At 64.1% G+C, this 16,028-nt stretch carries 14 protein-coding genes; 6 read left to right on the forward strand and 8 right to left on the reverse strand.

Annotated features, from left to right (window positions below):
* Window position 1: 1 nt before the first annotated feature.
* The 5 genes from HNP46_RS19675 to HNP46_RS19695 form a co-directional block, all read right to left on the reverse strand.
* Window positions 2–1,123 (reverse strand): fused MFS/spermidine synthase, encoded by a 1,122-nt coding sequence (locus HNP46_RS19675; protein WP_184592225.1) that lies wholly within the window; start codon window positions 1,121–1,123, stop codon window positions 2–4.
* On the reverse strand, window positions 1,123–1,605 hold the full coding sequence (gene speD, locus HNP46_RS19680; protein WP_184592227.1) for an adenosylmethionine decarboxylase: 483 nt from the start codon (window positions 1,603–1,605) through the stop codon (window positions 1,123–1,125). Before speD ends, HNP46_RS19675 begins: the two co-directional genes overlap by 1 nt.
* A gap of 151 nt (window positions 1,606–1,756) precedes the next feature.
* Window positions 1,757–4,570, reverse strand: coding sequence for an FAD-binding and (Fe-S)-binding domain-containing protein (locus tag HNP46_RS19685; RefSeq protein ID WP_184592229.1), 2,814 nt, complete (start codon window positions 4,568–4,570; stop codon window positions 1,757–1,759).
* A gap of 184 nt (window positions 4,571–4,754) precedes the next feature.
* Window positions 4,755–5,900: an FMN-dependent L-lactate dehydrogenase LldD gene (gene lldD / locus HNP46_RS19690; RefSeq protein WP_184592238.1), complete on the reverse strand. Its 1,146-nt coding sequence runs from the start codon at window positions 5,898–5,900 to the stop codon at window positions 4,755–4,757.
* A 111-nt stretch (window positions 5,901–6,011) separates the two neighbouring features.
* Entirely contained in the window at window positions 6,012–7,688 is a 1,677-nt protein-coding gene (locus HNP46_RS19695) for a lactate permease LctP family transporter (protein WP_184592240.1), read from the reverse strand.
* 342 nt (window positions 7,689–8,030) lie between these two features.
* Between HNP46_RS19695 and HNP46_RS19700 the strand changes: the two genes are divergently transcribed.
* On the forward strand, window positions 8,031–8,798 hold the full coding sequence (locus HNP46_RS19700) for an FCD domain-containing protein (RefSeq protein ID WP_184592242.1): 768 nt from the start codon (window positions 8,031–8,033) through the stop codon (window positions 8,796–8,798).
* Between the two features lie 75 nt (window positions 8,799–8,873).
* On the opposite strand, the gene smpB is transcribed toward HNP46_RS19700, so the two are convergent.
* A complete protein-coding gene (gene smpB / locus HNP46_RS19705; RefSeq protein WP_017518965.1) occupies window positions 8,874–9,353 on the reverse strand; it encodes an SsrA-binding protein SmpB in 480 nt (159 codons plus the stop codon).
* A gap of 164 nt (window positions 9,354–9,517) precedes the next feature.
* On the opposite strand from smpB, the gene HNP46_RS19710 reads away from it, so the two are divergent.
* Window positions 9,518–9,952: a type II toxin-antitoxin system RatA family toxin gene (locus HNP46_RS19710; RefSeq protein WP_184592244.1), complete on the forward strand. Its 435-nt coding sequence runs from the start codon at window positions 9,518–9,520 to the stop codon at window positions 9,950–9,952.
* Window positions 9,945–10,253: an RnfH family protein gene (locus tag HNP46_RS19715; protein ID WP_184592247.1), complete on the forward strand. Its 309-nt coding sequence runs from the start codon at window positions 9,945–9,947 to the stop codon at window positions 10,251–10,253. Before HNP46_RS19710 ends, HNP46_RS19715 begins: the two co-directional genes overlap by 8 nt.
* Before the next feature lie 88 nt (window positions 10,254–10,341).
* On the opposite strand, the gene HNP46_RS19720 is transcribed toward HNP46_RS19715, so the two are convergent.
* Window positions 10,342–10,878 carry an outer membrane protein assembly factor BamE gene (locus HNP46_RS19720; RefSeq protein WP_184592249.1) on the reverse strand — a complete coding sequence of 179 codons (537 nt, stop codon included), beginning with the start codon at window positions 10,876–10,878 and terminating at the stop codon, window positions 10,342–10,344.
* A gap of 96 nt (window positions 10,879–10,974) precedes the next feature.
* Between HNP46_RS19720 and fur the strand changes: the two genes are divergently transcribed.
* On the forward strand, window positions 10,975–11,379 hold the full coding sequence (gene fur / locus HNP46_RS19725) for a ferric iron uptake transcriptional regulator (protein WP_009613072.1): 405 nt from the start codon (window positions 10,975–10,977) through the stop codon (window positions 11,377–11,379).
* A gap of 153 nt (window positions 11,380–11,532) precedes the next feature.
* Here fur and recN read toward each other — a convergent pair whose 3' ends face one another.
* Window positions 11,533–13,209, reverse strand: coding sequence for a DNA repair protein RecN (gene recN / locus HNP46_RS19730; protein WP_184592251.1), 1,677 nt, complete (start codon window positions 13,207–13,209; stop codon window positions 11,533–11,535).
* Between the two features lie 199 nt (window positions 13,210–13,408).
* Here recN and grpE point away from each other — a divergent pair, with 199 nt between their 5' ends.
* Window positions 13,409–13,972 carry a nucleotide exchange factor GrpE gene (gene grpE / locus HNP46_RS19735; RefSeq protein WP_184592253.1) on the forward strand — a complete coding sequence of 188 codons (564 nt, stop codon included), beginning with the start codon at window positions 13,409–13,411 and terminating at the stop codon, window positions 13,970–13,972.
* A 90-nt stretch (window positions 13,973–14,062) separates the two neighbouring features.
* Window positions 14,063–15,979 (forward strand): molecular chaperone DnaK, encoded by a 1,917-nt coding sequence (gene dnaK / locus HNP46_RS19740; protein ID WP_184592263.1) that lies wholly within the window; start codon window positions 14,063–14,065, stop codon window positions 15,977–15,979.
* Window positions 15,980–16,028 lie beyond the last annotated feature (49 nt).

Consider the following 16,028-nt stretch of genomic DNA (forward strand, 5'->3'; position numbering starts at 1 on the left):
GTCAGTGACCCGGTAGTGCGGGGAACTGAGCCGGGCCGAACTCGATCTCTTCGATATCCGGTGGCGCCACGAAAGTTACGCCGTCTTCCAGGACGGGGCCGGGTTGGGCCAGCAGAAAGCGGGTTTCGCGATCCATGACGAAGCATGCCTTCAGAAATGCACCGTCCAGATGGTCAAGCCAGAGTGGCCCTAGTTTGAAATCTGCGCGCCGATCAATGTCCTCTGCACTCCACGCGCTGGGGTCGAACCAGTTCGATGCCAGCAGGAAACCCCACGACGAAAGAAACGAGGGAATCGGGCAGCGGTAGCTATGCACCTGATCGAATACGCATCGCAGGGTCCGCGCCAGTGCGGCGTGTGGCTTGTCATCGGAATGGGAGAACTCCAGCCCCTGTATGGCGACGATGCCACCGGGGCGCAGTCGAGTAGTCAGCAACTCGTAGAATTGGCGGGTGTAGAGCGCCTGCGCCGGTCCGTTGTCGAGCATATCGACCACGTCGATGATCACGACGTCGTAGAGCGATGAGTCCTGTTCCAGGAAGGCGCGGCCGTCTTCAGCGACGAATTCGCAGCGGGGGTCGTCAAAGGCGCCCTGGTGCCACTGATGCAGATACTCGCGGCATAACTCCACCAGTTCCTGATCGAGATCGACCATCACGGCGCGCCGTACACTGGCGTGGGCGAGGACTTCTCTCAATGTCGCGCCTTCGCCTCCGCCAATGATCAGCACATCGCGAGGCTTGTCATGAGCGAGCATCGCCGGCTGCACCAGCAGTTCGTGATACAGCGATTCGTCAGATTCTGCGCTCTGGATTGCACCATCGAGCATCAGCACGCGATCGTAGTTGTAAGTGTCGGCGATCAGAACATTCTGCCAGCGTGTACGGCCTTGAAAGACCACGCGCCGCAGCCGATAGAGATACTGATCGAAAGGATCGCTGCTCTCGACGAAGGTGGTCGCACCGTCTCCCTCCACCTCCGGGTCAGGGGGATAGAAGTAGAAGTGATTCGGCGGTAGCGGCGGGAGGTGGGCGGCCTCTTCGGCTGGTACGAGTCCCGACAGGTCCACCTGATAGCGCAGGTTGTCGGCGTTCAGTATCTGGGAAAGAAGGGAGTTGGCCATCATGCAGCTCCCTTGCTCTGGCACATGACGCAGTTGGGGACCGGATTCTGCTCGTCCATCGCCCCATGGCCGGAGAGGTTGCGGCAGAGCTGTCCCAGCCGATGGCCGCCCAACCCGCGATCCATGTGCGAAATCAGGTGATGCTGGCTACCCAGCCGCTCATTGAGTACCTGGACGGCCTTGGCGCCGTCCAGAACCTCCCCGCACGTGAAGATATCCACCGCGGCATATCCGTATTCGGGCCAGGTGTGGATGGCCAGGTGGGACTCGGCGATCACCACGACGCCGGAAATACCCACCGGGCTGAATTTATGGAATGCCGAGGTGATGATGGTGGCGTTCGCCTGCCGTGCTGCATCCAGCATGCTGTCTTCGATCCATTGAAGATCATCGAAACGCCGGTCGATGCAGTCGAACAGTTCAATGATCAGCTGCTTGCCGAGCACAGTGACCGGATCAAGTCTCAGGGGTTGAATAGCCATGTCGCCTCCCGCTGTCGGTTGTGCGAGGGATGTCCTCGCGACGATTCGACAGTAGGAGCGCCGGCGTTAAGGCCTGATTAACGGGTTTCCCTCTGAAATGCCTGAAATAGAGCGGTTTTGCTGAGGAAAAATCTGCATTTTTCCTGGACTGTCAGACTGCTTCCTTAGGACGTGTGACTCGATCTACCAGGTAAACGACCCCGCGATAATCGATGCCGCCGTGGGCGGACAGGCCGATCTCGCAGGTGCGGCTGGTGGAGACGCCTTCCTCGCAGTACTGCACCGCGTCCTTCAGCGTGCGCAGCGAGTGCGCGTTCAGCTCGGGGGTGGTGAAGCCCTTGTCGCCGGCGAAGCCGCAGCAGTGGATGCCTTCGGGGATCACCACTTCGCGGGTGCAGCGCTTGACCAGGTCGATCAGCGCCTGGCTTTCGCCCAGGTGCTGGGTGCTGCAGGTGACGTGCACGGCCACCGGCTTGTCCTGCGGCTGGAAGTCCAGGCGCTCGACCAGATGGGTGCGGATGAACTTCACCGGGTCGTAGATCTTCAGCCGATCATCCGCCAGCTCCTGCACCAGGCGCAGGGTGCAGGGGCTGGTGTCGCAGTAGATCGGGTCGAGGCCGCCGCGGCTGGTACGCAGAAGTTCGGCGAGCAGTTCGTCGCGCTTGGCGTCGGCCTGTTCCTGGTAGCCCTTGGAGGCGAACGGCTGGCCGCAGCAGAGGTTGTCGGCGTTGTCCGGGAAGACCACCTGGTAGCCGGCTTTCTCCAGCAGCTGGCGGGTCTTGTCGATCAGCGGCATCTGCTCTTCGTCGGCCGCCGCCGGGCCCATGGCGCGGGACACGCAGGCGGTGAGATAGACGACGCGCGGCTTGCCGTTATCCACCAGTTGCGATGGCGCCGCGAGGTGCACGGGCTGCGGCATCGCCGGCGTCCATTGCGGTACGCGGCCTTTGCTGGCCTGGCTGATGGAGGCACTGATACGGGCCAGGCGCGGCGCGCCGAGCAGCATGCGCGCACCGTTGGCGGCATGCAGCATGAACTTCGCGCCTTTCATGGCCGTGGCGAAATTGCGTGCGAGCCAGGTGGCGGTGCCGGCGTGGTGGGCTTCTTCACCGCGCAGCTTCCTGATCAGCTCGCCGGTGTTGATGTTCACCGGGCAGCGCTGGGCGCACAGGCCGGTGGCGGCGCAGGTGTCGATGCCCTGGTACTGGTAGTCGCGCTCAAGCTCCGTGGTGTCGACGCCGGCGCGGCGCTTGGCCTGGATGTCGCGCCACAGGACGATGCGCTGGCGCGGACTGAGGGTCAGCCCCTTGGACGGGCACACCGGCTCGCAGAAACCACACTCGATGCACTTGTCGACGATCTCGTCGGCGGCCGGCAGCGGCTTGAGGTTCTTCAGGTGCAATTGCGGATCGTCGGTCAGCACCACGCCGGGGTTGAGGATGCCGGTGGGGTCGAGCAGGCGCTTGAGCTGCCACATCAGCTGGTAAGCGTCGTGGCCCCATTCCAGCTCGACGAAGGGCGCCATATTGCGCCCGGTGCCGTGCTCGGCCTTGAGCGAGCCGCCGTACTCCACGGCGACCAGGTGCGCGACGTCGTCCATGAAGGCCGAGTAGCGGGCGATCTGTTCGGGCGATTCGAAACCCTGGGTGAAGACGAAGTGCAGGTTCCCTTCCAGCGCGTGGCCGAACAGGATGGCTTCGTCGTAGCCGTGCTTGTCGAACAGCTCGATCAGGCGATTGACGCCTTCGGCCAGCTGCTCGACGGGGAAGGTGACGTCTTCGATGATCACCGTGGTGCCGGTCTCGCGCACCGCGCCAACGGCCGGGAAAGTGTCCTTGCGGATGCGCCAGAGCTGGTTGTAGACCAGCGGGTCTTCGCTGAAATCGACCTGCTTCTCCACCGGGTAGTCGGCAATGGAGGCGCTGATCTGTGCGAGTTGTTCGTGCAGCAGCGACTGGGTTGCCGCGCGGGATTCGATGAGCAGGGCACAGGCGCCTTCGGAGAGGCTCTTCACCCACACCGGCATGCCCTGCATGTTTTCCACCGAGCGCAGGCTGCGGCGGTCCAGCAGTTCCACGGCGGACACCGGTTGCTGCTTGAGCACGGTCACGGCCTTGCAGCAGGTCTCCACATCAGGGAAGACGATCAGCGCGCTGGCCTTGTGCGGGTGGTCCGGCACGGTGTCGTAGGTCACCGCGCTGATGAAGCCCAGGGTGCCCTCGGAACCGACCATCAGGTGGGTGAGGATATCCAGCGGCTCGTCGTAGTCGACCAGGGCGTTCAGTGACAGCCCGGTGGTGTTCTTCAGGCGGTACTTGTGGCGGATCTTCGCGGCCAGCTCGGTGTTGGCGCGGGTCTGCCGGCCCAGTTCGGCGAGCTGGTCGAGCAATGCGCCGTGGCTGTCTCGGAAGGCGGCGACGCTGGCGGGCAGCTCACTGTCGAGCAGCGTGCCGTCGGCCAGCAGCAGGCGCAGGCCGGCCAGGGTGTGATAACTGTTCTGCGCGGTGCCGCAGCACATGCCGCTGGCGTTGTTGGCGACGATGCCGCCGATCTTGCAGGCGTTGATCGAGGCCGGGTCAGGGCCGATCTTGCGACCGAACGGAGCGAGCCAGGCATTGGCCTGGGCGCCGATGACGCCAGGCTGCAGGCGAATCTGCGTGCCGCCCTCGCGGATGTCGCGGCCGTTCCAGTTGTCCCCCAGCACCAGCAATACCGAGTCGCTCACGGCCTGGCCGGAGAGACTGGTGCCGGCGGCGCGGAAGGTCACCGCGACCTGGTGGGCGTGGGCGGACTTGAGCAGGCTGGCGACTTCGTCTTCGCTCTCGACGCGGATCACCAGCTGGGGGATCAGCCGGTAGAAGCTGGCATCGGTACCGAAGGCCAGGGTCGAGAGCGGATCGTCGAAGCGGCGCTCGCGGGGGATCAGGTGTTCAACCGTGTCGAGGAAAGCGGCAGGGAGGCTCATGGCGGCTCCGTTCATCATCGGTGAGCGTGGGCCGCTGGACGGCCCATCGGTGTTCTTTTTAGAGCACGGCAGCCGGGATACTTCCAGGCTTCCAATCTCGTAGGGCGTATAACGCGCCAGCGTTATACGCCGCAGAGGTGCTGGCGGATAACCTGTTCCAGGTTATGCGCCCTACGAAAGGGCTTCAGGCGCCCAGTTCGCGTACCAGCGAGTCACGGGTGATCTCGCTGATCGACTTGGCGCCGGTGAGCACCATGGCCACGCGCATTTCCTTCTCGAACAGTTCCAGCAGGTTCTTCACCCCGGCTTCGCCGTGGGTGGCCAGGGCGTAGAGGAAGGCGCGGCCGATGAGCACGGTGTCCGCGCCCAGGGCGATCATGCGTACCACGTCCAGGCCGTTGCGGATGCCGGAGTCAGCGAGGATCTTCAGTTCACCCTTCACTGCGTCGGCAATCGCCGGCAGGGCGCGGGCACTGGAGAGCACGCCGTCGAGCTGGCGGCCGCCGTGGTTGGAGACGACGATGCCGTCGGCGCCGAATTTCACCGCGTCTTTGGCGTCTTCCGGGTCGAGGATGCCCTTGATGATCATCGGGCCGTCCCAGAATTCACGGATCCATTCCAGGTCCTTCCAGGAGATCGACGGATCGAAGTTGGCGCCCAGCCAGCCGATGTAGTCGGCCAGGCCGGTGGGATTGCCGCGGTACTTGGAGATATTGCCCAGGTCGTGGGGCTTGCCCAGCAGGCCGACATCGAGGGCCCAGGCGGGATGGGTCATGGCCTGCCAGACGCGGCGCATGGGCGCATTCGGGCCGCTCATGCCGGCGTGGGCGTCGCGGTAGCGGGCGCCCGGCACGGGCATGTCGACGGTGAACACCAGGGTCTTCACCCCGGCCGCCTTGGCGCGCTCCAGAGCATTGCGCATGAAGCCGCGGTCCTTCAGCACGTAGAGCTGGAACCACATGGGCCGGTCGATGGCCGGGGCGACTTCCTCGATGGGGCAGACCGACACCGTGGACATGGTGAACGGAATGCCTTTCGCGGCGGCCGCGCGGGCTGCCTGTACCTCGCCGCGCCGGGCGTACATGCCGGTCAGGCCGACCGGCGCCAGGGCGATGGGCATGCTCAACGTCTCGTCGAACAGCTTCGTCTCCAGGCTCAGCTCGGACATGTTCTTCAGCACGCGCTGGCGCAGGGCGATATTGGCCAGGTCGTCGACGTTGTTGCGCAGGGTGCGCTCGGCGTAGGCGCCGCCGTCGGCGTAGTGGAAGAGGAACGGCGGCAGCTTGCGCTGGGCGGCGGCGCGGTAGTCGGTAGAGGCAGAGATGATCATGGGCTTCTCATCGTTGGGGGGCTTGTCGAGGCCAGCGTTGCCGCGATGACCTCGAAAGACCTTAGCTGCTTTGGACGGACCTCCGCGCCGCAGCGCGGAGCCGGGCGGGCTTTAGTGCACGAGCATGCCGGTGAAGATGTACGCCTGGGCCAGGGTGATCAGGCCCACGATGGCGGCGAACATCAGGCTGTGCTTGAGGGTGAAGCGGAACAGGTCGGATTCCTTGCCGACCATGCCGGTGGCGGCGCAGGCCACGGCGATGGATTGCGGCGAGATCATCTTGCCGGTCACGCCGCCGCTGGTGTTGGCGGCCACCAGCAGGGTGTCGTTGACCCCGATCTGGTGCGCGGTGGTGGCCTGCAGCGAGCTGAACAGGGCATTGGAGGAGGTATCCGAACCGGTGAGGAACACGCCCAGCCAGCCGAGGAACGGCGAGAAGAACGGGAAGGCCGCACCGGTGCCGGCCAGGACCAGTGCCAGGGTGGTGGACATGCCCGAATAGTTGGTGACGAAGGCGAAGGCCAGCACCATGCCGATGGAGAGGATCGGCCATTTCAGCTCGACCAGGGTCTCCTTGAAGGTGGTCAGACCAGTTTTCGCGCCGATGCGCAGCACGAACATGGAGATCACCGCGGAGAGGAAGATCGCCGTGCCGGTGGCCGAGATCGGGTCCAGCTTGAACACGGCCGCCACCGGCGTCGGGTTGGCGACGATGGGCGCGACCTTGACCACCAGTTGATCCAGGTGCGGGATCGGGAAGTTGAATACCAGGTTGTACAGCGCGCCGCCCGGAGCGAAGGCCGCCTTGAACGGCTTCAGGGTCCAGATGGTGACCAGCACGGTGAGGATCAGGAACGGCGACCAGGCCTTGAGGATTTCACCGAAGCTGTACGGAGTCGGCTCGGCGCCACGCGGGCCGTTGCCGCCCATGACGGCGGCGCCGCCGGCAGTGGCGACCACTTCACGCTCGCTGGCCGGCTGCCAGACCTTCAGGAACAGGGTCAGGCAGATCAGGCTGACCAGGGCGGAGGTGATGTCCGGCAGTTCCGGGCCGATGAAGTTGGAGGTGAAGTACTGGGTGATGGCGAAGCTGCCGCCGGCAACCAGCGCGGCCGGCCAGGTTTCCTTCACGCCCTTGAAGCCGTCCATCATGAACACCAGCCAGAACGGCACGAGGATCGACAGGAACGGCAGCTGGCGGCCGGTCATGGCGCCGATCTTGAAGGCGTCGATGCCGGTGACCTGGCCCGCGACGATGATCGGGATGCCCAGGGCGCCGAAGGCCACCGGTGCGGTGTTGGCGATCAAGCACAGGCCCGCGGCGTACAGCGGGTTGAAGCCCAGGCCGACGAGCAGGGCGGCGGTGATCGCCACCGGCGCGCCGAAGCCCGCCGCACCTTCGAGGAAGGCGCCGAAGGAGAAGCCGATCAGCAGCACCTGCAGGCGCTGGTCGCCGGTGATCGACAGTACCGAGCTGCGGATCACCTCGAACTGGCCGCTCTTGACCGTGAGCTTGTAGAGGAACACCGCCGCGACGATGATCCAGGCAATCGGCCACAGGCCGTAGGCGAAGCCATAGCCGGCGGCGGCGATGGCCATGTCGGCGGGCATGCCGAAGGCGGCGATGGCGATGATGATCGAAAGGGCGAGGGTGATGCTGCCGGCGACGTGGCCCTTGAGGCGGAACACGGCGAGGGCGAGGAAGAAGAACACGATCGGGATGACGGCGACCAGCGCGGACAGGCCGAGGCTGCCGAGCGGGGTGTAGATCTGCTGCCAGGTTTGCATCTGGTTGGCTCCCTAATTGTTTTTGGGTGGAGGGCCTGGTTGCCGGTCGGGCGATTCCGATGCGCTTGTGGCGCTTTGGGCAGACGGTCGACTGATCGCGGCTTTATTTTTTGAATCGATTGCCTTGCAGTTCGGCTTTCGGTAAATTGGTAAGACCAATTTACAAGGCCGAGCGCTCAGGGTAAAAGCCCTGCTGGCGGCGTGTCAATTTGCTGCCCTGCGACTTTTGTCGAGCCTGGCCGCAACGCCGTACTGTTCCTGTTGCGCGCGGCGGCATTCAGCAGGCGGCCGCGCGCTGTATAGAGCGCGGCTCAGAGCGCCATATCGAGGGAGTTCACCAGCATGGGTTTTGGTCAGGTCAAGCAGCGCCGTCTGTCGGACGATATCGTCGAGCGGCTGGAGGCGATGATCCTCGAGGGCACCCTCAAGGCCGGCGAGCGGCTGCCCGCCGAGCGCGTGCTGGCCGAGCAGTTCGGCGTGTCTCGGCCGTCACTGCGCGAGGCGATCCAGAAGCTCGGCGCCAAGGGGCTGCTGGTCAGCCGCCAGGGCGGCGGCAACTACGTCAGCGAAGGGTTGGGTTCGATGTTCAGCGATCCGCTGCTGCACCTGCTGGAGAGCAACCCGGAGGCGCAACGCGACCTGCTGGAGTTTCGCCACACGCTGGAAGGCTCCTGCGCCTACTACGCCGCATTGCGCGCGACCGAGGTGGATCATCAGCGGCTGAAGCAGGCTTTCGATGCACTGCAGGATTGCTATCAGCGCGTGGGCAAGGTCAGTCGTGCGGAGGAGGGGGCGGCAGATGCGGCCTTCCACCTGGCCATCGCCGAGGCCAGCCACAACGCCGTGCTGCTGCACACCATTCGTGGTCTGTTCGACCTGCTCAAGCGCAACGTGGTGACCAATATCGGCGGGATGTACGCGCAGCGCGACGAGACCCGCGAGCAGCTGATGCGTCAGCACCGCGAGTTGTATGAAGCGATTATCGGCGGGCACGCGGAAGCGGCGCGGGAGATTTCCCAGCGGCATATCGACTACGTGCAGGAAGTGCTGGCCGAGGTGCAGGCGAAGGAATTGCGCCTGCAGCGCGCGCAACGACGCCAGGGCGCCTGAGGCGGGCTGCTGGCCAGCTGCAGGCAAGGCTCCGCGCTCTTACCTGCCGCCTGAAGCCTGCCGCCTGCAGCCGCTTTAATCGTCCTTGCCGTGACGAATCGCGCGCTGGATTTCCCGGTCGGAGTCACGCTCCTTCTCGGTGCCGCGCTTGTCGTACTCTTTCTTGCCCTTGGCCAGTGCGATCTCGCACTTGATCAGGTGCTTCTTCCAGTACATCGACAGCGCGACGCAGGCGTAGCCTTTCTGCTGCACGGCACCGAACAGCTTGCCCAGCTCGCGCTTGTGCAACAGCAACTTGCGCGTGCGCACCGGGTCGGCAATGACGTGGGTGCTGGCAGTGGTCAGCGGCGTGATGTGGCTGCCCAGCAGCCAGGCTTCGCCATCCTTGAGCAGCACGTAGCTGTCCACCAGCTGCGCCTTGCCGGCGCGCAGGCTTTTCACTTCCCAGCCGGCCAGGGCGACGCCTGCCTCGAAGCGCTGCTCGATGAAGTAGTCGTGCAGAGCCTTCTTGTTCTGCGCGATGGTCCCCGAAGGGTGTTTCTTCTGTTTAGCCATAGGCCGCGCATTATAGGGAGTCGCCGGCCGCGCGGCTATCGGCACAGTGTGCGACGGCATGCAAGCTTGAGGGTGCGTGGCTAATCTCGGAGAATGCGCGCTGTTTTTTTGATCAGCGGGCGTCGGTTTCGGTCAGATGCCCCACAACACAAAGCGAGACGTCTATGAGCACGCATATCCAGCGTTCGGCGCTGCTGCCCTATCCGGCGAAGGCGCTGTACGACCTGGTCAACGATGTGGCGCGCTATCCGGAGTTCCTGCCCTGGTGCTCCGCCTCCACCGTGCTGGAGGAGAGCGAAACCGCCATGCGCGCCAAGCTTATCGTGGCCAAGGGCAGCATCTCCCAGCACTTCACCACGCGTAACACGCTGGTGCCGGGGCAGAGCATCGAGATGAATCTCGAGGAAGGCCCGTTCACCCAGCTGCATGGCGTGTGGACCTTCAAGGCCCTGGGCGACAAGGCCTGCAAGATTTCCCTCGACCTCACCTTCGACTATGCAGGTGCCCTGGTGAAGGCAACCCTCGGCCCGCTGTTCACCCAGGCGGCGAACACCATGGTCGATGCCTTCTGCCAGCGCGCCAAGCAGCTGCATGGCTGAGTCTGAAAGCATCGCGATTGAAGTCGTCTACGCGCTGCCGGAAAAGCAGGCGCTGCTGTCCCTTCGCGTTCCGTGCGGTACGCGGATGCGTGAAGCGGTAGTGCTGTCGGGTATCGCCGGGCAGTTTCCCGGCCTGGATGTGCAGAGCTGTCCGCTGGGCATCTTCGGCAACGCGGTGGTCAATCCCGAAGAGCGCGTGCTGCGAGAGGGGGATCGCGTGGAGATTTACCGGCCGCTGCTCGTCGACCCGAAGGAGGTGCGCAAGCAGCGTGCGGCGCGGGCGAAGGCGGCGCGAGGATGATCGTCGAAGGCTGAATCCCGCCCAGCTCAGGAAATCGCAGGCAACAAAAAGCCCGGCATCGGCCGGGCTTTTTCGTTGGCGCGGGACCTTACTGCGGGTCCTTGTCCAGCGGTTCCGGAGTCGGGACCGGCACGGTTTCCACCTGGTCGACTTCCTTCTGGATCTGCTCTTCCACGGAGCCGGGCTTGGCCGGTTCGTCCTTGTGCTGCTCGGGCTGCTGTTGCGGCGCTTCCGGGGCCAGCGGCGGAGTGACGCCGTCCTTGCCGAGGATCGACTCGTCGCGGCTCACGCCCGGCATGAAGTCGCCGTTCAGGCCGACCAACTGGTCGTTCGCGCCGAAGTACAGGCTCATCCGCTCCTGCTGGCGCTGACCGCCGCCGGGCTGGATGCTGTACAGGTAGTCCCAGCGGTTGGGGTGGAAGGTGTCCACGATCAGGGGGTTGCCCATGATAAACCGCACTTGGCGCCGGGTCATTCCAGGCTTCAACTGGTCTATCATATCCTGCGTTACAACGTTGCCCTGCTGGATGTCGATCTTGTAGACCCCCGGGAACGAGCAACCGGCGAGTGCGGCGAGTCCCAGCCCGAAAGCGAGACTGGTCAGCATGAGCTTGGCGTTTTGCATCAAGGGGTGACTTCCACTATCTTGGCTGAGCGACGAAATCCCGATCATACCTGTATTGAGAGATGCTGCGAAGCATTCCGCGCCGAGAAAGCACACATGGTTGAAAATAGCGAACTGCGCAAAGCCGGACTGAAGGTCACCCTGCCGCGCGTCAAGATCCTCCAGATGCTCGATTCCGCCGAGCAGCGCCACATGAGCGCAGAGGATGTCTACAAAGCGCTGATGGAAGCGGGCGAAGACGTCGGTCTGGCCACCGTCTACCGCGTCCTGACCCAGTTCGAAGCCGCCGGCCTGGTGGTGCGCCACAACTTCGACGGCGGCCATGCCGTCTTCGAGCTGGCCGACAGCGGTCACCATGACCACATGGTCTGCGTCGATACCGGCGAAGTCATCGAGTTCATGGACTCGGAAATCGAGAAACGCCAGAAGGAGATCGTCAAGGAGCGCGGCTTCGAGCTTGTCGATCACAACCTGGTGCTCTACGTGCGCAAGAAGAAGTAAGCGCACGCAGATGCAGAAACGGCGACCCTCGGGTCGCCGTTTTCATTTCCGGTCGCTTTTCTTTTTTGTAGGAGCGAGCTCGCTCGCGAACTGCCCAGCGCTGGAGCGGCCGGGAAACTCCTTCGCGAGCAAGCTCGCTCCTACGGGTGAAGTTCAACTCTGTACGGCGGAGTCGACCATCTTGCGAGCGTGGGCCAGGGATTCCTTGGTCAGGTCGACGCCGCCAAGCATGCGGGCGATTTCCTCGATGCGTTCGGCCCTCTTCAGGTCGGCCACGGCGGTGCGGGTTTCGCTGGTGTCGCGGTCCTTGTGCACGAACAGGTGCTGGTGGCCCTGGGCGGCGACCTGGGGCAGGTGGGTGACGGTGAGCACCTGGCCGCGATCGCCGAGGCGGCGCAGCAACTGGCCGACCACTTCGGCGGTGGGGCCGCCGATGCCGACGTCCACTTCATCGAAGACCAGGGTGGGGATGCGCGAAGTCTGCGCGGTGATCACCTGGATCGCCAGGCTGATACGCGACAGTTCGCCGCCCGAGGCGACCTTGGCCAGGCCCTTCAGCGGCTGGCCGGGGTTGGCGCTGACCAGGAACTCCAGTTGCTCCTGACCGTTGACCTGCGGTTCATCCGAGCTGGATTCACGCAGTTCGATGGCGAAGCGTCCGCCCGGCATGCCCAGGCGCTGCATTTCCACTTCCACAGCCTTGGCCAGTTTCGGTGCGGCGTCCTGGCGCAGGCGGCTGAGCTCGTCAGCCTTTTCCTGATAATGGCGGGCATAGGCGGTCAGTTCATCGCCCAGCCGCTCCACGGCTTCGTCGTCGGCATTCAGCGCTTCCAGCTCGTCCAGCAGGCGCTGCTGCAGGTCCTGCAGTTCGTGGGGCTGCACACGGTGCTTGCGGGCGAGGCTGTAGATGGCGTCCATGCGCTCTTCCAGTTGCTGCAGGCGCATCGGGTCGGCGTCGAAGTGATCGACGAAGCGGTTCAACTCGCCGATGGCTTCTTCTACCTGGATCTGCGCGCTGGACAGCAGGTTCACTGCTTCGCCCAGCGCAGCCGGCTGGCTCGGGAAGGCGGTGAGGCGGTTGAGGCTGGAAGTCAGCGCCGACAGTACGTTGCCAGCATCGCTTTCGCTGCACAGCTCGACCACCTGGCGGCAGGCGGCGATCAGGCTGCCGGCGTTGCTCTGGGTCTTGTGTTCGGCTTCCAGTGACTCCAGTTCGTTATCGCCCAGGCCGAGGTTCTCCAGTTCCTCCAGCTGGTAGCTGAGCAACTGGTGGCGGGCGCGCTGCTCGTCGCCGTTGCGCGACAGGCGGTCCAGCTCCTGGCGGGTCTGCTTCCAGCGCTGCGCGGCGAGGTGTACCTGGCGCGCCAGGTCCTGGCTGCCGGCGAATTCGTCGAGCAGGCGACGGTGGGTATCGGCCTTGAGCAGCGACTGGTGCTCGTGCTGGCTATGGATGTCGATGAGCAGTTCGCCCAGGTGCTTGAGATCGCTCAGAGGGCAGGGCGAGCCATTGATGTAGCCGCGCGAGCGGCCTTCGGCGGTGATCACCCGACGCAGGATGCACGGGCCGTCCTGTTCCAGGTCGCGTTCGGCGAGCCAGTCGCGGGCTTCGGCAATCGCGCTGACATCGAAGCTGGCGAGAATGTCCGCCTTGTCCGAGCCGGGACGAACCACGCCGCTGTCGGCGCGGTCGCCCAGGGCGAGGCCGAGGGCGTCGAGCATGATCGACTTGCCGGCGCCGGTTTCGCCGGTGATCACGGTCATGCCGGCGGCGAGCTCGAGATCGAGGTGCTCGACGATGGCGTAGTTGTGCACGGACAGATGAACCAGCATGGGCGGCGGCTCCGCAGATAGGTCTGGTTATTTATACAGTATTTTTTGCCGCTGGCAATTCTCCCTCGTCGCCTTTGCAGGTTGCCTCCTGGCGTCGCGCCCTTGAAGTCGGGAAAAGCCGCCCCATATACACGGCAGAGCCGCGGACCATTGGGTTCGCCTTGTTTTCAAAGGCTTATTTTCTTTTTAGGAGAGTGGCATGTCTGACGAACAACAGACTCAGGATTCCCAGTTCAACGAGCAGCCGGACACCGGCGCTACCGGGGATCTGAACGCCCGCGTGCTGGAACTGGAAGAACAGGTCGCCGCGGCGAAGGATCAGAGCCTGCGCGCCGTTGCCGAGCTGCAGAACGTCCGCCGCCGTGCCGAGCAGGACGTGGAGAAGGCGCACAAGTTCGCCCTGGAGAAATTCGCCGGCGACCTGCTGCCGATCGTCGATACCCTCGAGCGCGCGCTGGAGATGTCGAACCCGGAAGATGAAGCGATCAAGCCGATGCGCGAAGGCATCGAGCTGACGCTGAAGATGTTCCACGACACCTTGAAGCGCTACAACCTCGAGCCGGTCGACCCGCACGGCGAGCCGTTCAACCCCGAACACCACCAGGCCATGGCCATGGAGGCGAGTGATCGCCTCGAACCGGGCAGTGTGGTCAAGGTGTTCCAGAAGGGCTATCTGCTCAACGGTCGCCTGCTGCGTCCGGCCATGGTCGTGGTCAGCAAGGCACCGGAACAAACTCCGCCTTCGATCGACGAGAAGGCTTGAAATCCACCACCCGGTCCCCATCTGGGTAATCAACCGAGCCAAAGACCCGCAACAGGGTCAGCGCGGAATCTAATTTCTGGAGAGTGAAATATGGGCAAAATCATTGGTATCGACCTGGGGACCACCAACTCCTGTGTGTCCATCCTGGAGAACGGTAACGTCAAGGTCATCGAGAACGCCGAAGGCGCTCGTACCACCCCGTCGATCATCGGCTACGCCAACGACGGCGAAATCCTGGTCGGTCAGCCGGCGAAACGCCAGGCCGTGACCAACCCGACCAACACCCTGTACGCGGTGAAGCGCCTGATCGGCCGTCGCTTCGAAGAAGACGTCGTACAGAAAGACATCAAGATGGTCCCTTACAAGATCGTCAAGGCTGACAACGGCGACGCCTGGGTCGAGGCCAAGGGCCAGAAGATGGCTCCGCCGCAGGTCTCCGCCGAAGTCCTGAAGAAGATGAAGAAGACCGCCGAGGACTACCTGGGCGAGCCGGTCACCGAAGCGGTCATCACCGTTCCGGCCTACTTCAACGACAGCCAGCGTCAGGCCACCAAGGACGCCGGTCGCATCGCCGGTCTGGACGTCAAGCGCATCATCAACGAACCGACCGCGGCGGCGCTGGCCTATGGCCTGGACAAGGCCAAGGGCGACCACACCATCATCGTCTATGACCTGGGCGGCGGCACCTTCGACGTGTCCGTGATCGAGATCGCCGAAGTCGATGGTGAGCACCAGTTCGAAGTGCTGGCCACCAACGGTGACACCTTCCTGGGTGGTGAAGACTTCGACCTGCGCCTGATCGACTACCTCGTCGAGGAATTCAAGAAAGAATCCGGCATGGACCTCAAGGGCGACCCGCTGGCCATGCAGCGCCTGAAGGAAGCTGCCGAGAAGGCGAAGATCGAGCTGTCCTCGACCCAGCAGACCGACGTCAACCTGCCGTACGTCACCGCTGACGCCTCCGGCCCGAAACACCTGAACGTCAAGGTTTCCCGCGCCAAGCTGGAATCCCTGGTGGAAGACCTGGTCACCCGCACCATCGAGCCGTGCCGCGTTGCGCTGAAAGACGCAGGCCTGGACGTGTCGAAGATCGACGAAGTGATCCTGGTCGGCGGCCAGACCCGCATGCCGCTGGTGCAGAAGACCGTTGCCGAGTTCTTCGGCAAGGAAGCGCGCAAGGACGTCAACCCGGACGAAGCCGTGGCCATGGGTGCTGCCATCCAGGGCGCCGTGCTGGCCGGTGACGTGAAGGACGTGCTGCTGCTCGACGTCACCCCGCTGACCCTGGGTATCGAAACCCTCGGTGGCGTGATGACCGCGCTGATCGACAAGAACACCACCATCCCGACCAAGAAGTCGCAGGTGTTCTCCACTGCCGATGACAACCAGGGCGCCGTGACCATCCACGTTCTGCAGGGCGAGCGCAAGCAAGCCGGTCAGAACAAGTCGCTGGGCAAGTTCGACCTGGCCGACATTCCGCCGGCTCCGCGCGGTGTGCCGCAGATCGAAGTGACCTTCGACATCGACGCCAACGGCATCCTGCACGTCGGCGCTAAAGACAAGGCCACCGGCAAGCAGCAGTCCATCGTGATCAAGGCTTCTTCGGGTCTGTCCGAGGACGAGATCCAGCAGATGGTCCGCGACGCCGAGGCGAATGCCGAGGAAGACCGCAAGTTCGAGGAACTGGCCGCTGCCCGCAACCAGGGTGATGCGCTGGTCCACGCGACTCGCAAGATGGTCACCGAGGCGGGCGACAAGGCTACTGCCGAAGAGAAGGCTGCCATCGACAAGGCGCTGGGCGAGCTGGAAGTTGCCGTGAAGGGCGACGACAAGGCCGAGATCGAAGCGAAGATGAATGCGCTGTCCCAGGCATCCACTCCGCTGGCGCAGAAGATGTACGCCGAACAGCCGCAGCCGGGCGCTGCTGCTCAGGGCGAGGCCGCTGATGACAAGGCTGGCGACGATGTCGTCGATGCCGAGTTCGAAGAGGTCAAGGAGAACAAGTAAGCCGCGTGCTTACTTCCGCCCCGGCGCACCGACCAGCGTGTCGGTGCGC

This window comes from Pseudomonas nitroreducens, from assembly GCF_014204515.1.
Lineage (GTDB): Bacteria > Pseudomonadota > Gammaproteobacteria > Pseudomonadales > Pseudomonadaceae > Pseudomonas > Pseudomonas nitritireducens_A.

What these genes read in the sequence shown, in the direction of transcription:
- lldD (WP_184592238.1), bottom strand. Translation starts at nt 5,900, where the DNA reads ATGATCATCTCTGCCTCTACCGACTACCGCGCCGCCGCCCAGCGCAAG.
- HNP46_RS19720 (WP_184592249.1), bottom strand. Translation starts at nt 10,878, where the DNA reads ATGCAAAACGCCAAGCTCATGCTGACCAGTCTCGCTTTCGGGCTGGGA.
- HNP46_RS19700 (WP_184592242.1), top strand. Translation starts at nt 8,031, where the DNA reads ATGGGTTTTGGTCAGGTCAAGCAGCGCCGTCTGTCGGACGATATCGTC.
- HNP46_RS19695 (WP_184592240.1), bottom strand. Translation starts at nt 7,688, where the DNA reads ATGCAAACCTGGCAGCAGATCTACACCCCGCTCGGCAGCCTCGGCCTG.
- dnaK (WP_184592263.1), top strand. Translation starts at nt 14,063, where the DNA reads ATGGGCAAAATCATTGGTATCGACCTGGGGACCACCAACTCCTGTGTG.
- grpE (WP_184592253.1), top strand. Translation starts at nt 13,409, where the DNA reads ATGTCTGACGAACAACAGACTCAGGATTCCCAGTTCAACGAGCAGCCG.
- smpB (WP_017518965.1), bottom strand. Translation starts at nt 9,353, where the DNA reads ATGGCTAAACAGAAGAAACACCCTTCGGGGACCATCGCGCAGAACAAG.
- speD (WP_184592227.1), bottom strand. Translation starts at nt 1,605, where the DNA reads ATGGCTATTCAACCCCTGAGACTTGATCCGGTCACTGTGCTCGGCAAG.
- HNP46_RS19675 (WP_184592225.1), bottom strand. Translation starts at nt 1,123, where the DNA reads ATGGCCAACTCCCTTCTTTCCCAGATACTGAACGCCGACAACCTGCGC.
- HNP46_RS19710 (WP_184592244.1), top strand. Translation starts at nt 9,518, where the DNA reads ATGAGCACGCATATCCAGCGTTCGGCGCTGCTGCCCTATCCGGCGAAG.
- HNP46_RS19685 (WP_184592229.1), bottom strand. Translation starts at nt 4,570, where the DNA reads ATGAGCCTCCCTGCCGCTTTCCTCGACACGGTTGAACACCTGATCCCC.
- HNP46_RS19715 (WP_184592247.1), top strand. Translation starts at nt 9,945, where the DNA reads ATGGCTGAGTCTGAAAGCATCGCGATTGAAGTCGTCTACGCGCTGCCG.
- fur (WP_009613072.1), top strand. Translation starts at nt 10,975, where the DNA reads ATGGTTGAAAATAGCGAACTGCGCAAAGCCGGACTGAAGGTCACCCTG.
- recN (WP_184592251.1), bottom strand. Translation starts at nt 13,209, where the DNA reads ATGCTGGTTCATCTGTCCGTGCACAACTACGCCATCGTCGAGCACCTC.